Here is an 18,682-nt window from a genome sequence, read left to right as displayed (position 1 = left end):
ATAGTCGCCTTATAGAGTTTACTTTGAGGCGTAGGTCACATTTACGAGGAGGAAGAACGCATGGTAGACATCTCGCGTCCATGGATCGTGGATACCCCGCTCAGCGAAAGATGGCCGGTCTACACCCGCGCCAACGTGGGCGAGGTCTCACCCAACGTGACCACCCCGCTCATGTGGACCATGATCGGCGGACCTCCGGCCGAGAAGCAGTGGAAGCAGGGGTTGGTCGAGTTCGGCGCCTTCGATGCCGACGAGTTCCGCGATGTCATCGACATCCAAGGAATGATCCACGGATACATCTACCTGAACCTCTCCAACGCGCGGACCTTCGGAGCGCGCATGCCCGGCGCGAGCCCGGAACTGATGGACCGCACCTACCTCGGTGAGATCGAAGCACCGCCCTACCTGCCCCACCCGGACGACGCCAAGCCCGAGTACACCGAGCGCATCCTCGAGACCGTGCAGCGCGTCCTCTCAGAGAGGGAGCGGCCGGACGTCGCTCGCCACAAGGAGGCGGCAGCGACTCTCCGGGCCGCCCGCCCGGACCTGTCGACACTCTCCGACAAAGAACTACTCGCCCACGAGCGGGAGATCATCGCCGGGATCTACTCCGAGGTCCTCCGCACCCACCTGAGGATGGTCTACGAAGGCTCGGTAGTGACAGGCGCGCTGGACCAGACCGTCGCCTCGATGGGCGACCCCAGTCTGGCGATCACACTCATGGGTGGCCTCGGTGACATCGCGTCGGCAGCACCGAACCAGGCGATGTGGGATCTCGGCCAGATGGTCAAATCGGATTCCGACCTCACCGCCGAGTTCGACAAGGGACTCGACGGACTCGAGGAGCGCCTCCGCGCCAGCGACTCGGCCGCCGCGAAGGAGTTCGTGGAGAAGTTCGACGAGTTCATCTACAAGTTCGGCTCGCGGTCGACCGACGAATGGTCGGCGATGCCCAAGAACTGGGAGAACCACCCGAGGATCCCGCTGGGCATGATCGGCCGGATGCGGCTCCAGGACGACAGCAAGCACCCGGCGAACAACTCGGCGCGCCTCCGCAAGGAGCGTGAGGAGCTCACCGCCTCCATCAGGGAGGGCCTCAAGGACAACCCCGAGGCCCTGGCAGGTATCGACGGAGTCCTCGCCTCGGCCGAGCTCTACTCCCGGGCCAGGGAGCAGTCCAAGACCAACACCATCCGCATCCTCCACGAGGCCAGGATGGCGATCTGGGAACTGGCCAACCGCTACGTCGCCAAGGGCGTCCTCGGGCGGCCCGAGGACCTGACCATGCTGCGAGAGGACGAGCTCGATTCGTTCATCCAGGACCCACAGAAGTGGGTGCCGATCATCGCGGAGCGGTTCGAGTGGGCCGACGAGCTGGCCCAACTGGAACCCCCGTTCTTCGTCGACGGCGAGATCCCGCCCGTGACGGAGTGGCCCAAGAAGGTCGCCCCGGACCTCGCACCGGCCAAATCCGGTGACGTCCTCCACGGCATCGGCGCATGCGCCGGAACCGCGACCGGCATCGCCCGGATCATCACCGACCCTGAGGACGCCGAGGACCTTGAACCAGGTGAAATCCTCGTCGCGCCGCTCACGGACCCGGGCTGGACCCCGATCTTCACCTCCGCGGCAGCCGTGGTCGTCAACGTCGGAGCCTCCATGAGCCACGCCGCGATCGTGAGCCGTGAACTGGGCATCCCCTGCGTCCTCGGCATCCGGGGCGCGACCAAGAAGATCAAGGACGGAGCGATGCTGACAGTCGACGGCGCTGCCGGCACCGTCACCGTTCACTGACAACGACCCGTTCTTCGGCGGCGACGAGGCCGGCTCCTCCCTTCAGGAGGAGCCGGCCTCTCGGCACATCAGGCGAGACGAGCGGACGCAGGCATAAGGCGCCCCCATCGTCAGAGGGCGTCCTCCACCAACATCTCCGGACGCGGCGTCTGCCACGGCATCAGCGACCGCGCCCCCATTCCCCCGTCCACCGGGAGAACCACCCCGTTGACGTACGACGCGGCGCGTGACGCGAGGAACAGCGCAGCATGGGCGATGTCCTCCGGTGCCCCCTCCGGCGGCGGGACCGGCTTCCGCCACGCGTCCGGGCCGTCGTCCTCCGCGGCGTAGCGACGGCGGCTGCCGTCACCGTGGTCGACCGCGATACTGCCGACACGGATCGCGTTACAGCGGATTCCGAGGTGCCCGTAACCCGTCGCGATCGATCGTGTGAGCGCCTCCAGGCCACCCTTCGCCGTCGAGTAGGTGTCGAAACCGGGCATCGCCTGCGCTGCCGCGAGAGAGGAGATGTTGACGATCGCACCGCGCCGTTGACGCATCATGTGCGGCAGGGTGTATCGGGAGGGCAGGAAGGCACTGGTGAGGGTCCGGTCGAGAACCTTGCGCCAGTTGTCCAGCGAGATATGGCCGATCGGGCCGTCGGTGTCCCGCGTATGGAGGAGGTCGGTCGGGCCGGCATTGTTGACCAGGACCGATATGGCGCCATGGGTGGCGATCGCGCCGTCGATCAAGGCCTTCACGTCGGCCTCGTCGGTGACGTCGGCGCGCCGGAACTCCACGCCTCGCGCGATCTCTCGCGCGGCGGCCGCACCGTTCTCCTCATTTCGACCGCAGATGATCACGCGTGCGCCACGCTCCGCGTACAGCTCGGCGATAGCACGGCCGATGCCCCGTGAACCCCCGGTAACCAGAGCCACGTCACCCTCTATGCCGAACGGATCCGTCATCGTTACTGTCCCGCTCTGTCCGACACCCACGCGAGTGCGTTGGCGAGCAGTCGTCGGTATGCCGGGTTGTCGAAGGCACCCGGGCTGTCGCCGAGCTGGATGTAGACGATGCGGCTCCGGGGATGGTCGCGGACCCAGGCCACCACTCCGGACCCTGTCGGGTGCTCCCACCCGTCGTTGGTGTCACGCCTGCCGTTCACCGCGTTCCAGGTGGACCAGACGGTCTGGTCGGTGAGCTCGGCGTCCGTCGTGAGCAAGGGGGTAATCACGTCGTCGTAGACCTCGGAGAGATACACCTCGTCGGTGACGGCGAATCCGTCTTCCAGCCCTGCGAGCACCGGGTGCGTCCCGACAGGGCTCACCTTCTGCGTGACGGCATGTCGATACCCCGAGTCCGCCTGCTCGTCGGTGCGCACGAAGTGGAATCGCCCGCCCATCACCCGACCATATTCGGGCCAGGTGGGCCAGGCCGCCAGCGCGTGGTGGACAAAGACGAACCCGTGACCCGCCTCGACGAGCCGCAGAAAGTCCCTCCGGAACGAGTCCGGAGGTTCCACCAGGTCGGGCCGGGTGTGGTCGGCCTTGAAGACATAGCCGGGCATGTCGTACATCAGGAAGGCATCCCACTTGTCTGCCTCCGCGGGGGAGAAGTGAACCTGGGCGGCGGGTTGTTCCACCTGGGTACATTCGATTCCCGGCAACGCGTCCAGCATCGCCCCGAAAGCAGAGCGGTCGTACTTGTGCCCCTTGGTGACGGACAGGACGTCGAGTTTCCCTCCCATGACGGACCGAACTCTCAACCCTGGACCCGGGACAGCAGCCCGCCGTCCACCACGAAGTTGACTCCGGTGCTGAACGAAGCGCGAGGGCTCGCGAGGAAGGCCACAGCGTTAGCCACGTCGACCGGGTCGCCGTAGCGCCCCAGCGGGAGTTCACCCAGCACTCGTTCATAGACCTCGGGACGACTCTGGCGGACCTGATCCCAGGCGCCGCCTTCGAACTCGATCGGGCCGGGTGACACGGTATTGACGCGGATCCCCTCAGGCCCCCAGGCGCGAGCCAGGGCGGACGCATGGTGCAACACGGCCGCCTTGATGGCACCGAACGAGTTCGGCCCGGACGGGATATCCACGTCGAGTGCGCTGGTCGAGCTGATGGCCACGACGGCACCCTGACCCGATTCGAGCAGATGGGGCTTGGCCGCCTCCGCCAGGATCGCGAAGGCCTGCAGGTCTCCGCGGGCGCTGTCGACCCAGGAGTCGTCCCCCTTGAGGCTGCCGGGCGACGCGTTCGACACCACCACGTCGAGACCACCGAGGGCGTCGGCGCTGGCGGCGACGAATCGGCGGACGGCGTCCGGGTCGGTGACGTCGACCGTCTCCGCGTACACGGTCACGCCCCGCGCCTCCAGCGCGTCACGTGCCTCGTACAGTGGGCCCTCGGTGCGAGCGCACAGCGCCAGCGAGCACCCCTCCTCGGCCAGCACCGACGCGATCGTCCGACCGATGCCGCGGCTCCCCCCGGTGATCAACGCCCGTCGTCCGTTCAGTTCCAGGTCCATCTCACGCCCCTTGTCGAAAGTCTGATAGCAAACCATTTAGTTCACGACTATACTTACCTACATCGTCAGAAGAGACAACCCCAACCGAGGAGTGCCCCATGGCTGCAGCGCATCTGGTCAAGCCGACCATCGACATCGGGATCGTCACCACCAATCCAGAGGCGATGGTGGACTTCTACGGCAATGTCATCGGGTTCCCCCCGTTGCCCGACGTTCCCATGTCCGGATTCCTGGTCAAGCGGTTCCAGGTCGGCGACTGCGTTCTCAAACTGGCGACCTTCGACACCCCGCCGGCCGCGAATCACACCGTCGGCGCCCTCGAGGCGTCGACCGGCCTCCGCTACTGGACGGTGTCAGTCTCCAACCTCGACGAGGTCCTCTCCGCGGTCCAAGAAGCCGGCCAGCGGGTGGTCGAAGGACCGACCGAGGTCCGACCCGGCGTCAGTATCGCGATCGCCACCGACCCCGACGGCAATCTCGTCGAGTTCGTCAACCGCCCAGCCTGAGAGGCCCCTCCATGACCACCATCGGACTCGTGCTTCCCCAACTCGGCCCCGTGACGGACATGCACGTCATCAAGGACGTCTCCCAGCAAGCGGAGGAGATGGGTTTCGCGCACCTCTGGGCGCAGGACCATTTCATGTACGCCCTGGAGCAGGAGGGCGAGTACGGCGGCAGCGCCGCAGCCCAGCCTGACGTGTACAAGTCCGTCTACGGTCCCCTCCAGGTCCTGCCCGCGGTCGCCGCGTGGACCGAGGAGATCGGTCTCGGCACCAGCGTCCTGGTCGGGGGGAACCACTGGCCGGTCCAGCTCGCCAACGAGCTGGCCACGATCGACCAGCTGAGCGGGGGCCGGCTCACCGCCGTGGGATTCGGCGTGGGGTGGTCCGTGGAGGAACACAAGGCGGTGGGTGTGGACCCGAGGACACGAGGCCGCCGCATCGAGGAGTTCCTCGAGGTACTCACGAAGTGCTGGGGCGAGGACCCCGTTGAACACCACGGCGAGTTCTTCGACGTGCCCCGGTCGATCGTCCGGCCCAAGCCGCTACAGTCCCCGCACCCGCGGTTGATGTCGGGGATGTGGTCCGAGAAGGGCCTCAAGCGAACCGCGGAGCACTACGACCTGTGGAATCCCGGCTCGATGCCGATCGCCCAGGCCTCCGAGATCCTGGGACGGATCAACTCGATGCGACCAGAGGGCCTGAAACCGGTCGACGTGATCTACCGCGCCAGTCTGCAGTCGACCGCCGGGAAGATCACCAGCGTGGCGGAGATCGCGGAGCGCACCCTGCAGGCCGCAGCGGCCGGCTTCGAGTCCGTCATCGTGGAGACGAACTTCTGCTCGGACATCAGATCCCGCGAGGACTGGATGGCCACGGTGTCCTCGCTCCAGCCGATCCTGGACGCAGCGGCCACATCTCGCTGATTCTGATGGGGATACCCCCGGGGCAGGCGCACGGATCTCCCGATACGCAGATCCTCACCTGCCGGCGCCTGTCCGCCTGGAGAGTGGGCGTTGTACCCGGTTATGCGTACTTAGTCAGAGTTGACCGCCGTTGAACCACGCCTCGAGGCGCTCCCGCTGCGCTTCGCTCACGTACTCGATCAGGGTGTCCGGCATGGCAGCGGACGTCGCATAGACGATGTCGACGGTCCCGTCCCCCTGCCTGACGACACCGACGATGTGGTCGCCAGCCGCTTCGAGGGAAGCCAGTCGCGCTTCAGGGTCCGGTTCCCACACTCCGAGGTGGTGGATGCCCGGCGCCCCGGGAGAGTAGATACCGTCGCCACGGGCCTCGATCACCTCGAGCCGGAACGGCCCCTGACGTGAATAGGTGACGCGGATCTCGACCGGGCCGCGGCTTCCGTTGACGCGGTCGTCGAGATCTTTCACCACATAGGTCGAGGGCGGATTGAACGTGTAACCCAGTTTCGCCTCGAAGTCCGCGACGGCGGCTTCGAGGTCACTCACGATGAAACCCGCATGGTAAGGCTGCAAGACGGACATGTCTTCTCCTGCTCATTCTGGTACTGAATTGTGTCCCTGACCGGACGAGGTGCGCCGACCCTACGAGGTCACGATGCGCTCGGTTCGTCGACCTGCTGCATGCGATGGACACCGCGCGGCGCGGCGATCCACACGCACAGCTGTGGGTCTGCGTCGAATCGATCGCCCTCCAGCCACCGGCCGTTCTGCGCGAACCACCCCACTCGTCCGCTCTTGTCCGTCACCTTGACCCGACCGTCATCGGGTTCGTAGAGGGCCTTGGTATACGGGTGTCGAATTCCGTTCATGACTCGTCGTCCTCCAGGTAGCTGTCCATCAGCCGATGCATCCACCGGATGTTGTCCTCCTGATAGTTCGCGAACGTCACTTCTGTGTGGCGCGCGGTCTCCATCCCGTACTGAACCTTCTCCATGTTGTTGCAGTCCTGGTCCAACACGTTGCCGAGCATCCCCAACGGCGAGCCGGCGAACGGGTCGTCAGGGCCGAGCCGGGTCTCGTCGGCAGGCTTCGGCCGTTCACCGGTGAACGGTGCCACGATGAAGACGTCCATGACGCACGTACGGTGATCGTCCCCGTTGGGCCGGAAGCGGTAGACGATCTTGTGCACGCCGCCCCACGGCATCAGGTTGGGGAAGACGGTGTAGGTGAAGTTGTCGACCAGCTCGCAGTCGGCCCAGTCCTCGATCTTCTCTCCGATCAGACCACGCCACTTCTCGCGGGTGTTCCGGACGATGAACGACCTCGCCGTCTCACCCTCGCGGAGCTCGACCGGCAGGGGCTCGTCTTCGCGGATGTCCATCGTGGAGCGCAGCATCTCCTCGGCGCTGGGATCCCACGGCATCATCGGCCCCACCACCTCCGACGGCGTGATGAACCGCGCAAACTTGTCATAGACGTCCACCTGGCACACGCCGAACGCAGCGTAGGGCACGGTCTGGGGGTGGGTTGTGGCGGCGTGCCAGCACTCCATGAACGCCTCCTGCGCCACTTTCCAGTTGCACCGCAGGATCTTGGACACGTGCGCCTCGAGGTACCGACTCTCCAGGTCCCACTTGGCGAAGTGGCCAGCGAAGTCGCCGAGATACTCCTCGAGAGACCCCGCTCCGGGATCCGGGTTAATGAAGACGAACCCTCCCCATGTGCCGACCTGAGCGTCCGGCAAGCGGAACGTGTCGGGGTTCACGTGCGGAAACTCCCAATCGGCCGGGATCCGTTTGAGTTCGCCGTCGAGCTTCCACGTCATCCCGTGGAACGAGCAGCGGATCTCCGCACAGTTCCCCGCGTAGTCCTTGAGCTGCCTCCCGCGGTGTAGGCATGAGTTGGGATAGGCGCGGATCTCGTTCTCCGCGCTCCTGATCACCAGAAAGGAGAGGCCGGCGATCTCGTAGACCACGTGGTCGCCCACCTCGGGGATGTGCTCCTCGCGGCAGGCGACCTGCCAGGTCCTCTTCCAGATCCGCTCCTTCTCCCGCTCGTGCCAGTCCCGCGAGACAAATCGCTCGATGGACGACGTGAGGAAGTCGAACTCGCCACGGGACTCCTGCCGGATATGCGACGGCACCTCCCTGGTATCCAGATCCAGGACATCCTGGTAGGAGACCCTGCGGTCCCCGACGTCAAGCCGCTCTCCCATGTCCTTCTCCACTTCTTCCGGATCAGTGAACTAGTCTTATACTAGACTATTTATAGCCCGATCAATAGACTTCGGCCATGATTCCCAGGACAGAACCGACCGTCGGCCACGCGCGCCACCCGGCGTCCCGCAGACTCCGGTTCGACCGACTCTTCAATGCGCGAGACCTCGGGGGGCTGCCGGCTCGAGACGGTCACCTGATCCGTCCCGGTCGCCTCGTCCGCTCTGACGACCCCCATCTCACAACCCGAGCCGATCGTGGGACCCTGAACTCCCTCGAGATCGACTCGGTCATCGACCTGCGCACGGAGGGCGAGGTGCAGACCCGGGGATCTGACGCATGGGCCGAGCTCGGGGTTCGCCGGCTCGCGACGCCGTGGTGGACACACGTGCCACCGTTCGAGGAGCAGCATCGCTACCTCCGTCCGGAGTCGACTGCTGATCTGTACGCCGAGATGCACCGGTCGAGTCTCGAGAACCAGCGGACGGCGTGGCTCGCGCTCACCACCGCAACCGAGGGACGGACCCTCATCCATTGCGCATCAGGGCGCGACCGCACGGGGATCATGGTGGCCATCCTGCTCAGCAGCCTCGGCGTACCCCGTCAGGACATCCTCGACGACTACAGCTACAGCAGCATCGGCATGATCGCGATGTTGGACCACCTCGAGTCGACAGCGACCCCTGAGGAACTCGAGCAGCTCAACCTAGACCGCGACGCCGCGATCCGCACCCCCGCGGAGACGATCGACCGCTTCCTCGACTGGCTCATCGGCGAACACGGAAGTACCGAGGGCTACTTCCGAGACCTGGACTGCCCACAGGTCCCGGGCGCTCTACGGGACACCCTGCTCACCGCCTGACCCCGACGGAGTGTGAGACTGGACACAACGGTCCGCCTTGGATACGATTACTCTACTGCTAGATGATCTAGTTCTAGAGAAGTCGAGGAGAGTCAGATGTCCGAAGTGCGAATCCTGCAGGCAGCGCGACTCAAGGGGCGTCTGTCCCCCGAGGCCGCGGCGATCTGCGCGGACGTGAGCGTCGAGGAAGCGGCGGCGGAGATCGCTCGCCTGCGCGAACAGGAACTCCTCAAGGGGGACCCGAACGTCCGCGCGACGCCTGCCGGCAAGGCCCGCGTGGCCTCGCTGATCGAGGCGGAACGGAACACGATCGACGCCTCGGCGCTCGCCGCTGCCTACGAGGAGTTCGACAGCCACAATAACCAGCTCAAAGCCGTCATCACCGACTGGCAGATGCGCGACGGGGCTCCGAACGATCACACCGATCCCGAGTACGACGCGAGCGTGATCGCACGCCTCGTCACCCTGCACGAAGGATTCGCGCCACTGGTGGCCAGGATCGCCGGCCTGGCGTCGCGACTCGGTCCGTACTCTGCCAGGTTCGACCACGCGATCGACCAGGTCCGCGGTGGCGACCACACGTTCATCGCGCGTCCGATCATGGACAGCTACCACACCGTCTGGTTCGAGTTCCACGAAGAGCTGATCGGCCTTCTCGGACTGAACCGCGAAGAAGAAGCGGCCGCCGGCCGCGCCGTCTGAGGAGCGAGCGGATATGTCTTTGATCTGGCTGGGCGACGTCCCTGACCTCGACCGTGACCTCGCTGGCGGCAAAGCCCTCAGCATCAACAAGATGCGCAACCTCGGTCTACCCGTGCCGCCCGCATTCGTACTGACGACCAGCTGCTGCAGACAGGTCATCGACAACGGGGGTGACCTGACCGACGAGGTGCTCGACTCGTTGCGGGAGGGCGTCCGACGCCTCGAGGACGAAACCGGCCGTCGCCTCGGCGGTGGCGACCGCCGACCGATGCTGGTCTCCGTGCGTTCGGGGGGCGCCCGGAGTATGCCCGGCATGATGGACACGGTCCTGAACCTCGGCATCAACGACGAGATCGAAGCCATCCTGGCCGAGTCCACCAAGGATCCGGCGTTCGCCGCCGACACCCACCGGCGCTACCGCGAGCAGTTCCAGAAGGTCGTCGGGTCCGAGGCCACCGGTGACCCGTGGGCCGACCTTGTCAACGCCGCCGCGGCCGTCTTCCGGTCCTGGGACTCACCCCGGGCCGTCTCGTACCGGAACCACCACGGCATCGCCGACGGTGGCGGCACCTCGGTGACGGTTCAGGCGATGGTGTTCGGCAACCTCGACGACGACTCGGGCACCGGAGTCCTCTTCACTCGCAACCCGATGACGGGTGAATCCGAGGCGTTCGGCGAATGGCTCCCCCGGGGCCAGGGAGAGGACGTGGTGTCGGGGCGTTTCGACGCCCAGCCCCTCCATACGCTCCAGGCCCAGCTCCCCGCGGTCTACGACGAACTGATGGCGGCCGCCGCCACACTCGAGGCGTGGGGGCAGGACGCCCAGGACATCGAGTTCACGGTCGAGCGGGGAAAGCTCTTCCTCCTCCAGACCCGAGCCGCCAAGCGGTCGCCCCAGGCCGCTGTCCGCATCGCCGTGTCGCTGCACGAGCGGGGCGTGATCGACAAGGACCGCGCAGTGGAGCTCGTCTCCGAAGCGCAACTCCAGGCGGCGATCCAACCGCACATCGATCCACTGGCACGGGCCTCGGCGACGCTGCTCGCCAAGGGCCTGCCCGCCTGTCCGGGCGTCGCGGTCGGCACGGTCGTGACGTCGTGTGAGGACGCGGAGGACCTCGCCGACGAGGGCGGGAGTGTCATCCTGGCCAGGCCGACCACGGACCCCGACGACGTCGCGGGCATGGTCGTCGCCAGTGCCGTGATCACCGAGATCGGCGGTTCCACCTCGCACGCCGCCGTGGTGAGCCGCGAACTGGGCCTCCCGTGTGCAGTCGGCTGCGGCAAGGGAACGTTGATGGGGCTGGAGGGCCAGACGGTCACCGTCGACGGCACTACCGGTGAGATTTTCGAGGGAACACTCCCGGTGGTCTCCGACTCCACCCGGGACCACGAGGCGGCCACGACCTTGATGGAGTGGGCGGGCAGCCGTCCGCGGCAGGGGGTATGACGTGACGTTCGCGGGCGAACTCGCTCGAGCGCGGCCCGCGGAGATCGCGGTCCGCGATGCCGACACAGCCCTCACATGGGCGGAGGTCGACGACCGCCTGAGACCAGCGGTGAGCGCGCTACAGGGTGCGGATCTGCGGGAGAGCCGCCGGGTGGCCGTGGTCGCCTCCAACTCCGTCGAGACCTTACTGGCTTATGCGACCTGCGCACTCGCCGGAACCTCCGGGGTCGCCGCGAACTCCCACCTGACCGCCGGAGAACTCGAGTACCTCTTCAGCGACGCCGGGGTGGACGTGGTCCTCTGCGACGCCGTTCACGCGCGAACCGCATACGCCGCCGCGGCAGCCGCCGGGGTGGGCACCGTCGTCGCATGGGGCGAGCGGGCGGCTGACGTTCCCGACGCCGTCGTCGACTGGTCCGACTGGTGCGCCCGGGCCGGCGACACCGAGCCCCGCACAGATCTGCCCCCACGGCGCACCCTCGTCTACACCTCGGGCACCACGGGTCGCCCCAAGGGCGTCGAGCTCCCGTTCACCTCGTGGGTGGGCGGCGAGGATATCGAGGAGCACCTGCGCCTGCTGCGGAACAATCGGCTCGCAGCCATGGGCCGCCACCTCGTCGTGGGTCCCATGTACCACTCGGGACCTCTGACCAGCACGCGGCTGTTCCTCGCCGGCGTCCCGGTGACGATCGTCGGGAAGTTCGACGCCGAGGCCGTCCTCCATGCGATCCACCGAGACCGTATCGGTTCCTCGATCATGGTGCCCACTCACTTCCAACGATTGCTCGAGCTGCCGGGCGAGGTACGCGAGCGGTATGACCACAGCTCGTTGGAATACGTCCTGCAGGTCGGGTCGAAGTGCCCGGAAGCCGTCAAGCGGGCGATGATCGACTGGTGGGGCCCAGTGCTGTGGGAGAGCTACGGCGCCAGTGAGGTCGGGACCACGTGCATGATCAGCTCCGAGGAGTGGCTGAAGCGCCCCGGGTCTGTGGGCAGGGCTGTACCCCCGTTCACCGCGTTCATCCTGGACCACGATGACGAGGTGGCCCCACCCGACACCGAGGGACCTCTGTGGTTCCGTGACGACACCGGTCACGGCATCACCTACCTGTCGGAAGACGATGACAGCACGCGCGGGGACGGCAGCTTCACGCTCGGCGAGATCGGCCGGATGGACGCCGACGGATACGTCTGGATCACGGACCGCGCTTCCGACATGGTCGTGTCGGGAGGCGTCAACATCTACCCCGCCGAGACGGAGCAGGTACTCATGCGCCACCCGTCCGTCCTCGACGTGGCCTGCTACGGGGTGTCCGACGACGCCATGGGCGAGAAGTTGGTCGCTCTGGTGATGCCTGGTCCGGATGTTCCGTACCCCACCGCTGACGAACTCGCCGCCCACTGCCGGTTGCACCTCGCCGGCTACAAGTGCCCCAGGGAATTCCGGTTCATCGACCAGATGCCGCGGACCGCCGTCGGCAAGCTCGACAAGCGGTCGATCCGGGCGCTTCACACCGACCGGATCTCGACCACGGATCTCCGGAAGCAGGAAACATCATGACCGGGACCCAGACCGCTCTCGTCACCGGCGCAGGACGAGGGATCGGGCGCGCGATCGCGCGGCGCCTGTGTTCCGAGGGTTACTCGATCATCGCCGTCGACATGGACGGGGACGCGGCCGCCAGCACTGCCGAGGCGGTCTCCGGGCGAGCGGTGACGTGCGATGTCACCGACGCCGCTGCCGTGCGTGAGTTGGCCGAGAGCGTCCCGTCGCTGGACGCACTGGTCAACAACGCCGGCATTTTCCCTCCGGCCCCGATCGCGGACGTGGAGATCGATCGGTTCCGCGCCGTGATGGAGGTGAACGTCCTGGGGCCCCTCAACTTCATCCAGGCGTTCCTCCCCCAGTTGACCGCTACCCGGGGATCGGTGGTCAATATCGTCTCGATGGCCGCCAAGCTCCCGGTTCCGGGCACGGCGGCGTATTCACCATCCAAGGCTGCGCTCCTGTCCCTGACGAAGCTGTGCGCGGTCGAACTGGGGTCGACGGGAGTGCGGTTCAACGCCGTCGGGCCGGGCGGCGTCGCGACCGAGGGAACCGCGCACCGCGCCGACGAGCACCGGGACGCCCGCTTCAACGACCTCGTGCCCCTGGGACGCCGGGCCACGCCGGAGGACATCGCGGACGTCGTCCAGTTCCTGGTGGGTCAGGACTCCCGCTACGTCACCGGGCAGGTCATCTACGTCGACGGCGGTCTCACCGAATCGACCGTTCCATTCCTCCAGGCCGCGCAGAACGGCTGAGCACACACCTACCGGAGCGAACAATGTCCCACTGCCCTGTTGCCCGCGACACCATCACACCGGACTCCCCGATGACCGCGCTCCTCAACCTCGAGGAGGAGAGCGTCCGTTGCCCGTTCCCCGCCTACTCCCACCTGCGCGACGAGCATCCGGTGGTGTGGAGCGACAAGCTCAACGCATGGCTGGTCAGCCGCTACGACGACATCCGGACAGTCCTCAAGGACCCTGTCCTCTTCTCGAGCCGCTTCGCCAGCGGCCGGACGTCCGTGACCGGTCTGGCGGAGAAGATCATCCGGGACGACACCTACCCGGAGGACACGCGACGCCAGGCGATGCGGCGCGTCGAAATCTCGAAATCGACCGTGCTCCTCAACGCCGATCCGCCGCTCCACAAGCGCCAGCGGGGCCTGGTGGCCATGGCGTTCACGCCTCGCCGGGTCAAGGAGATGGAGCCGGAGTTCCACGCGATCGTCGACACCCTCATCGACGGTTTCGCCGACGACGGACAGGTCGAGTTGATGAGCCAGTTCGCGATGCAGCTCCCGATGCGAGTGATCGCCCGGATCATGGGGGTCCCCCACGAGATGATGAGCACGTTCAAGCAGTGGACGGTCGCCTTCACCAAGGGTGTCGGAGCCCCCGACCTCTCCCGGGAGGAGCAAATCGACCTCTTCGCGAACGTCGACGCGTTCTACGACTACTTCACCGAGGAGCTGGCCAAGCGCCGGGAGAACCCGACCGACGACCTGCTGACCGACCTCCTCAACGCACGGATGGGCGGTGAGGACCCGCTCACCGAGGACGAGATCCTCCAGATGCTCGTGCAATTCCTCATCGCGGGCAACGAGACCACCACCAACCTTATCGGCAGCACGGTCAAGATGTTGATCGAGGATCCGGAGCTCATGCGTCAGGTCCGCGAGGACCTCGACCGGATCCCGGCCGTGGTCGAGGAGGCACTGCGCCTCGAGTCACCGGCACAGGGGCTCTTCCGCCACGCCACCGAGGCCACCACGGTGGGCGGAGCGGAGATCGCCGAAGGCGACATGCTCTACCTGATCTACGCCTCCGGAAACCGTGATGAGTCCGCCTTCCCCGATGCGGAGGACGTCGTCCTCGACGGGACGCGGGGACACCATCTCGCGTTCGGCCGCGGCGAGCATGTGTGCCTGGGCTCGAACCTGGCGCGACGCGAGGCCGCCATCGCGATCACGTCTCTCCTCGAGCGACTCGACGACCTCGCCTTCGCCGATCCCGAGGCGGTGACGCCGTACTTCCCGAGCTTCGCCCTGCGTGGGCCGCTCGAACTACCGTTGACCTTCGTCCGCAGCTGACCGCGGAGACGAGTAGTGGGTCGGCCCCGAATCGGGACCGACCCACTACTCGTGCCCGGATCAGGCGAGTTGTCCCGCGAGCGTCTCCCGGATCAGCTGCTCGGCGTCTTCGATGATCGAGTCGACGACGTCCCGGCAACTCAACACCTCGTGGATCAGCCCCTGGGCCTGACCGGCCCACCACATGCCGCCTTCGACATCGCCCTTCGCCAGCACCTCCGAGCGACCGCGGGCTCCTGACGCCAGATGGGCCACGTCCTCGAACGTCGTCCCCTCCTCCGCGGCGATCGCGAGAATCTCCTCGGAGACCGAGTTACGGGCGACCCTGGCGGTGTTACGGAACTTCCGGAAGACCAGCACGGTGTCGCGCTCGGTGTTGGCGACGATCTGGTCCTTGACCGCCTGATGGACCGGCGCCTCTGTGGTCGCCACGAACCGGGTCCCCATGTTGATGGCGTCGGCTCCCAGGGCCAGGGCGGCCACGAGACCGGCGCCGTCGGCGAAGCCGCCCGAGGCGATGATCGGTATGGTCAGTTGTCGCGCCGCCGCCGGGATAAGGACCAGACCCGGGACGTCGTCCTCACCGGGATGGCCCGCGCACTCGAATCCATCGATACTGACGGCGTCGACACCCAGTGACTGGGCCTTGACCGCGTGCCTCACCGCCACAGCCTTGTGGATCACCTTCACCCCGGCCGCTCTGAACGCAGGGAGGTGTGGAGCGGGATTCGCCCCGGCGGTCTCGACGATCTTCACACCGCCGGCGATGATCGCGTCGCGATACTCGTCGTACGGCACCGGGTCGATGGTCGGGAGGATGGTCAGGTTGACCCCGAACGGTTTGTCAGTCAACTCGCGGACCCGGGCGATCTCCTTGGTCAGTGCCTCGGGACTGGGCTGGGTCAGAGCGGTCAGAAATCCCAGCGCCCCGGCCTCTGCCACGGCTCCGATGAGCTCTGCCGTGCCGACCGCCGTCATTCCACCGCAGACAACGGGGTGCTCGATCCCGAAGGTCTCGGTAAAGCGGTTCTTGAACATGTCACTCCTCTGTGGACGGGTGCGGCTTCTGCCGCTCTGCAGGGTTGAATCGTGGTCCCGCCCAGTTGCTCGGCGAGTGCGGGCTCAGGTAGCCCTCCTGGCTCACGGTGGCGACGAGCAACCCGTCCTCGGTGGCGAACCGGCCTCCGCACAGGCCCCGACGGGGCGCTTCTCCGAGGACCTCGGCTTCGTAGAGAAGCCATTCCTCCATATCGGGGGTCCGATGGAACCACATCGCATGGTCCAGGGACGCGACTGAACCCGGGCCGAGAGTCGTACGACGGTGCGCGATCAAGACCGGTTCGAGCAGGGTGAGATCACTCGCGTACGCCAGGAGGCACCGCTGAAGCAACGCATTCCGGGGCACCCGCCCCGCGGCACGCAACCACATCTGGCTGCTGCCCGGGAGCGCGCCAGCGGGTTCGTCGAGCGCCGCCCTCGGGGGTGGCCCCACCGGGCGGACGTCGAAGGGTCTCTCGCGGACCCACCACCCGTCCATCTCATCGGCATAGCCAGCGAGTCGCTCCTGCACCGTGGGAAGTTCGTTCGGTCCCGGTGCCCGGATCTCCACCCGCGACTCCGGTGGAGGTCCGAAGTTTGTGATGAAGGACGCCGTCATCTCGAAGATGGTCTCGTCGCCCTGCGTCGCCGATACCCGCCGGACCGAGAGGCTTCCTCCGTCCCTGATTCGGCCGACCCGGAAGAAGGTCGGGAGGGTGGTGCGTCCACCCCGGATGAAGTAGCAGTGCAGACTGTGCGGAAGCCGATCAGAGGAGACCGTTGCGCCGGCAGCCATGAGCGCCTGTGCCATTACTTGTCCACCGAAGGCGCGGGGCGGCCTGGCCTGCGGATGTCGGCCGACGAACAGGTCTCGTTCCACTTCATCGAGGTCGAGCAAGCCGACCACTTCCGCGATGTCGGTCACGCTACCGTGCCTGTTTCCGAATCACCCGTGTTACCTGGCTGCGGAGCGACACGGCGGCGGAGGTGCATGGCGCCGATACTACCCACTTACTCCATCATTCGATAGTTTATTGCTAGATTAGTAGTCTAGCGATAGCCGGCGGCAACGGTACGGCGACCATCTAAGCCTCTGCTGTCCATTGCTAGACTAAAAGTGTTCGCATCTCGAACACCGACACAGGATCGAAAAGAGGCAGACATGGCAGCCGAGACCACGAGTCCACCAGTTGTTCCCGACATCACCGACCCGGTCGACTGGGCTGCCCACTACTGGGCCGCTCAGAAACTCGAAGGCAAGCCCGACCAGTTCCTCGCCCTCACGTCGTTGTTGAGGTTCGAGCGAATCGTCGCAGATCAGGTCGAGACCGAACTGAAGAAGCACGGCCTCAACATGACCGACTACCTGATGCTGATGACGTTGCAGCTCTCCGAGTCGGGAACGCGACTCATCTCGAGCCTCGCGCGCAACCTTCTCGTCCACGCGACCACCGCCACCCTGGCCACCGACCGACTGGAGAAGCGAGAGTTACTCGCGCGCACCCCGCACCCGACCGACCGTCGGGCTACTTGCGTGACGATTACCGACGCCGGCCGGGAGAAGGTGAAGAACGCAACCGCGAGCCTTTCAGAGTGCGGATTCGGCATCCCTCAGGCCACCCCTGAGATGACCGCAGACCTCCTCGATGTCCTTACCGCCATGCGCGATGCCGCCGGTGACACCCAGCCCAAGGCCAAGTAACCGAGGCGTCAGACCGCCCGGCACGACTCCCCTGCCATCACAGCGCCCCCCGCCGCCCACGACCGCAGGATCGCCGCGAGCTGCGTCTCGAAGTACTGCTCGGCGCTGGGCGAGGACCGCCACACACTCAGCTCCAGCGACACGACCCCGTGCAGCGACGCCCAGATCGTGGTGGCGGTCTCGTGCACGTCGGCCGACCGGAACACGCCCTCGTCGACGGCCGCGTCGACCACCTCGAGCAGCGGTTCCCGCCACAGCGAGTCGGCGGCACTGTCCCCACCCCTGCCGTCTCCACCCCTGCCGTCCCCGCCCCCGGCGATCCCGGCTCGCGGCGACCGGACGGGCTCGCCCACGACCAGCCCGTACAGGCCCTGGTTCTCCAGCGCCCACCGCCGGTACGCGCGGCACAGCGACCGCATGTCGCCCTCGACGCTGTCGTGACGCAGCGACTCGCGCAGGGCGACCGCGAGTTGCCGGTCGGCCTCGTGCGCGACGGCCGCGAGCAGCCCGGACTTGCCGCCGAACATCGTGTAGATCGCCGTGGTGGAGGTGCCCTGGGAGGCGGCGAGCGGCCGCAGTCCCAGCGTCTCCGGCGCCGCGTCCCGGAGCCGTCGCGTGGCCTCGTCGAGGATCCCCCGGCGCAGCGCCTCGTCGTACTGGGCGTGGTGTGGGGCGCGGGTCGCGGCCTGGGTCGAGGCGCGGGTGGCCGCGCGCGGCGAGGAAGGGGTCACCCCGGCAGGGTACGACGACGACGACGACATCGGCGTCATAGCGGCGTGGCGTGTCGCCGCAGACGCCGTGACAACAGTGTCCCACCTGCCGTGACGGCGTTCCTGGAGAGCTGCGCCCGCCCGCCTCGCGGAAGTGCGACGAGAAAGGCCCGCAGCCCCTCGCGGGGACTGCGGGCCCTACCTTCGTGCGCGATTCCGGTTCGCCGCCTCGTCGGGTGTCGACAGGGTTAGTCGGCGTCCGTGTTCAGTTCGTACCGCCCGGTATCCGTATCAGTTGGCCGCCGCGTAGGCGTCCATGATGTCGGACGGAATTCGACCGCGGTTGGAAACCTCGTATCCGTTGTTCCGCGCCCATTCGCGAACCGCCTTGGTATCACCCGAGGGCGACGAGGACTTGGTGGCCGCCCGGCGTGCGGGCTTTGCCTTGCCGCTCGACGAGACGCGATGTCCGTTCTCCACGTACGGCGCCATGGCCTCGCGGAACTTCTCAGCATTCTCATCACTGAGATCGATCGTGTATTCCTTACCGTCGAACGCGAACGAAATCGTATTGGCTTCGCTGCCGAGATCCGTTCCGTCGAGGTCGTCGATGTACTGCACCTGGAACTGCTGTGCCAT

20 protein-coding genes are annotated in these 18,682 nt (G+C 66.5%); 10 read left to right on the top strand and 10 right to left on the bottom strand.

Features of this window, described 5'->3' with window-relative positions; translation table 11 throughout:
* Positions 1–60: 60 nt before the first annotated feature.
* Positions 61–1,794, top strand: a complete 1,734-nt coding sequence (locus tag AC3DEV_RS12350) for a PEP-utilizing enzyme (protein ID WP_488372308.1) — start codon at positions 61–63, stop codon at positions 1,792–1,794.
* 110 nt (positions 1,795–1,904) lie between these two features.
* On the opposite strand, the gene AC3DEV_RS12345 is transcribed toward AC3DEV_RS12350, so the two are convergent.
* From AC3DEV_RS12345 to AC3DEV_RS12335, 3 genes are read right to left on the bottom strand one after another with little or no spacing between them, the layout of a single operon-like run.
* Positions 1,905–2,741, bottom strand: coding sequence for an SDR family oxidoreductase (locus AC3DEV_RS12345; protein ID WP_488372307.1), 837 nt, complete (start codon positions 2,739–2,741; stop codon positions 1,905–1,907).
* Between the two features lie 2 nt (positions 2,742–2,743).
* Positions 2,744–3,523, bottom strand: a complete 780-nt coding sequence (locus AC3DEV_RS12340) for a ThuA domain-containing protein (RefSeq protein ID WP_488372306.1) — start codon at positions 3,521–3,523, stop codon at positions 2,744–2,746.
* A gap of 14 nt (positions 3,524–3,537) precedes the next feature.
* The gene (locus tag AC3DEV_RS12335; protein WP_488372305.1) at positions 3,538–4,302 is read right to left on the bottom strand and encodes an SDR family NAD(P)-dependent oxidoreductase; all 765 of its coding nucleotides are present in this window, start codon (positions 4,300–4,302) and stop codon (positions 3,538–3,540) included.
* Positions 4,303–4,400: 98 nt separating this feature from the next.
* On the opposite strand from AC3DEV_RS12335, the gene AC3DEV_RS12330 reads away from it, so the two are divergent.
* Both AC3DEV_RS12330 and AC3DEV_RS12325 read left to right on the top strand, forming a co-directional pair.
* Entirely contained in the window at positions 4,401–4,808 is a 408-nt protein-coding gene (locus tag AC3DEV_RS12330; protein WP_488372304.1) for a VOC family protein, read from the top strand.
* An 11-nt stretch (positions 4,809–4,819) separates the two neighbouring features.
* The gene (locus AC3DEV_RS12325) at positions 4,820–5,728 is read left to right on the top strand and encodes a TIGR03619 family F420-dependent LLM class oxidoreductase (protein ID WP_488372303.1); all 909 of its coding nucleotides are present in this window, start codon (positions 4,820–4,822) and stop codon (positions 5,726–5,728) included.
* Positions 5,729–5,842: 114 nt separating this feature from the next.
* Here the strand turns inward: AC3DEV_RS12325 and AC3DEV_RS12320 are convergent, their stop codons facing one another.
* The 3 genes from AC3DEV_RS12320 to AC3DEV_RS12310 all read right to left on the bottom strand — a co-directional run bounded on the left by AC3DEV_RS12320 (position 5,843) and on the right by AC3DEV_RS12310 (position 7,943).
* Positions 5,843–6,310 carry a VOC family protein gene (locus tag AC3DEV_RS12320; RefSeq protein WP_488372302.1) on the bottom strand — a complete coding sequence of 156 codons (468 nt, stop codon included), beginning with the start codon at positions 6,308–6,310 and terminating at the stop codon, positions 5,843–5,845.
* A gap of 68 nt (positions 6,311–6,378) precedes the next feature.
* Positions 6,379–6,597 carry a hypothetical protein gene (locus AC3DEV_RS12315; protein WP_488372301.1) on the bottom strand — a complete coding sequence of 73 codons (219 nt, stop codon included), beginning with the start codon at positions 6,595–6,597 and terminating at the stop codon, positions 6,379–6,381.
* A complete protein-coding gene (locus AC3DEV_RS12310) occupies positions 6,594–7,943 on the bottom strand; it encodes an aromatic ring-hydroxylating oxygenase subunit alpha (RefSeq protein WP_488372300.1) in 1,350 nt (449 codons plus the stop codon). The genes AC3DEV_RS12315 and AC3DEV_RS12310 overlap by 4 nt, the downstream gene beginning before the upstream one ends.
* A gap of 77 nt (positions 7,944–8,020) precedes the next feature.
* Between AC3DEV_RS12310 and AC3DEV_RS12305 the strand changes: the two genes are divergently transcribed.
* The 6 genes from AC3DEV_RS12305 to AC3DEV_RS12280 all read left to right on the top strand — a co-directional run bounded on the left by AC3DEV_RS12305 (position 8,021) and on the right by AC3DEV_RS12280 (position 14,593).
* A complete protein-coding gene (locus AC3DEV_RS12305) occupies positions 8,021–8,806 on the top strand; it encodes a tyrosine-protein phosphatase (RefSeq protein ID WP_488372299.1) in 786 nt (261 codons plus the stop codon).
* 96 nt (positions 8,807–8,902) lie between these two features.
* Positions 8,903–9,508 (top strand): hypothetical protein, encoded by a 606-nt coding sequence (locus AC3DEV_RS12300; protein ID WP_488372298.1) that lies wholly within the window; start codon positions 8,903–8,905, stop codon positions 9,506–9,508.
* Between the two features lie 13 nt (positions 9,509–9,521).
* Entirely contained in the window at positions 9,522–10,955 is a 1,434-nt protein-coding gene (locus tag AC3DEV_RS12295; RefSeq protein WP_488372297.1) for a pyruvate, phosphate dikinase, read from the top strand.
* 1 nt (position 10,956) lies between these two features.
* Positions 10,957–12,516 (top strand): AMP-binding protein, encoded by a 1,560-nt coding sequence (locus AC3DEV_RS12290; RefSeq protein WP_488372296.1) that lies wholly within the window; start codon positions 10,957–10,959, stop codon positions 12,514–12,516.
* Complete coding sequence (locus tag AC3DEV_RS12285) at positions 12,513–13,259, top strand: SDR family NAD(P)-dependent oxidoreductase (protein ID WP_488372295.1); 747 nt, start codon at positions 12,513–12,515, stop codon at positions 13,257–13,259. The genes AC3DEV_RS12290 and AC3DEV_RS12285 overlap by 4 nt, the downstream gene beginning before the upstream one ends.
* A 71-nt stretch (positions 13,260–13,330) precedes the next feature.
* A complete protein-coding gene (locus AC3DEV_RS12280) occupies positions 13,331–14,593 on the top strand; it encodes a cytochrome P450 (protein ID WP_488372294.1) in 1,263 nt (420 codons plus the stop codon).
* A gap of 60 nt (positions 14,594–14,653) precedes the next feature.
* Here AC3DEV_RS12280 and AC3DEV_RS12275 read toward each other — a convergent pair whose 3' ends face one another.
* Together AC3DEV_RS12275 and AC3DEV_RS12270 are read right to left on the bottom strand one after the other, a co-directional pair.
* A complete protein-coding gene (locus AC3DEV_RS12275) occupies positions 14,654–15,631 on the bottom strand; it encodes an NAD(P)H-dependent flavin oxidoreductase (protein WP_488372293.1) in 978 nt (325 codons plus the stop codon).
* Position 15,632: 1 nt separating this feature from the next.
* Entirely contained in the window at positions 15,633–16,556 is a 924-nt protein-coding gene (locus AC3DEV_RS12270; RefSeq protein WP_488372292.1) for an acyl-CoA thioesterase, read from the bottom strand.
* A gap of 237 nt (positions 16,557–16,793) precedes the next feature.
* Here AC3DEV_RS12270 and AC3DEV_RS12265 point away from each other — a divergent pair, with 237 nt between their 5' ends.
* Complete coding sequence (locus AC3DEV_RS12265; protein ID WP_488372291.1) at positions 16,794–17,333, top strand: MarR family transcriptional regulator; 540 nt, start codon at positions 16,794–16,796, stop codon at positions 17,331–17,333.
* An 8-nt stretch (positions 17,334–17,341) separates the two neighbouring features.
* Here AC3DEV_RS12265 and AC3DEV_RS12260 read toward each other — a convergent pair whose 3' ends face one another.
* Positions 17,342–18,064 (bottom strand): TetR/AcrR family transcriptional regulator, encoded by a 723-nt coding sequence (locus AC3DEV_RS12260; protein ID WP_488372290.1) that lies wholly within the window; start codon positions 18,062–18,064, stop codon positions 17,342–17,344.
* Positions 18,065–18,334: 270 nt separating this feature from the next.
* Positions 18,335–18,682, bottom strand: a complete 348-nt coding sequence (locus AC3DEV_RS12255) for a histone-like nucleoid-structuring protein Lsr2 (protein ID WP_488372289.1) — start codon at positions 18,680–18,682, stop codon at positions 18,335–18,337.

It is taken from the genome of Dietzia sp. IBK-p2-15D (genome assembly GCF_057773105.1).
This window is presented reverse-complemented; position numbering and strand designations above follow the sequence as displayed.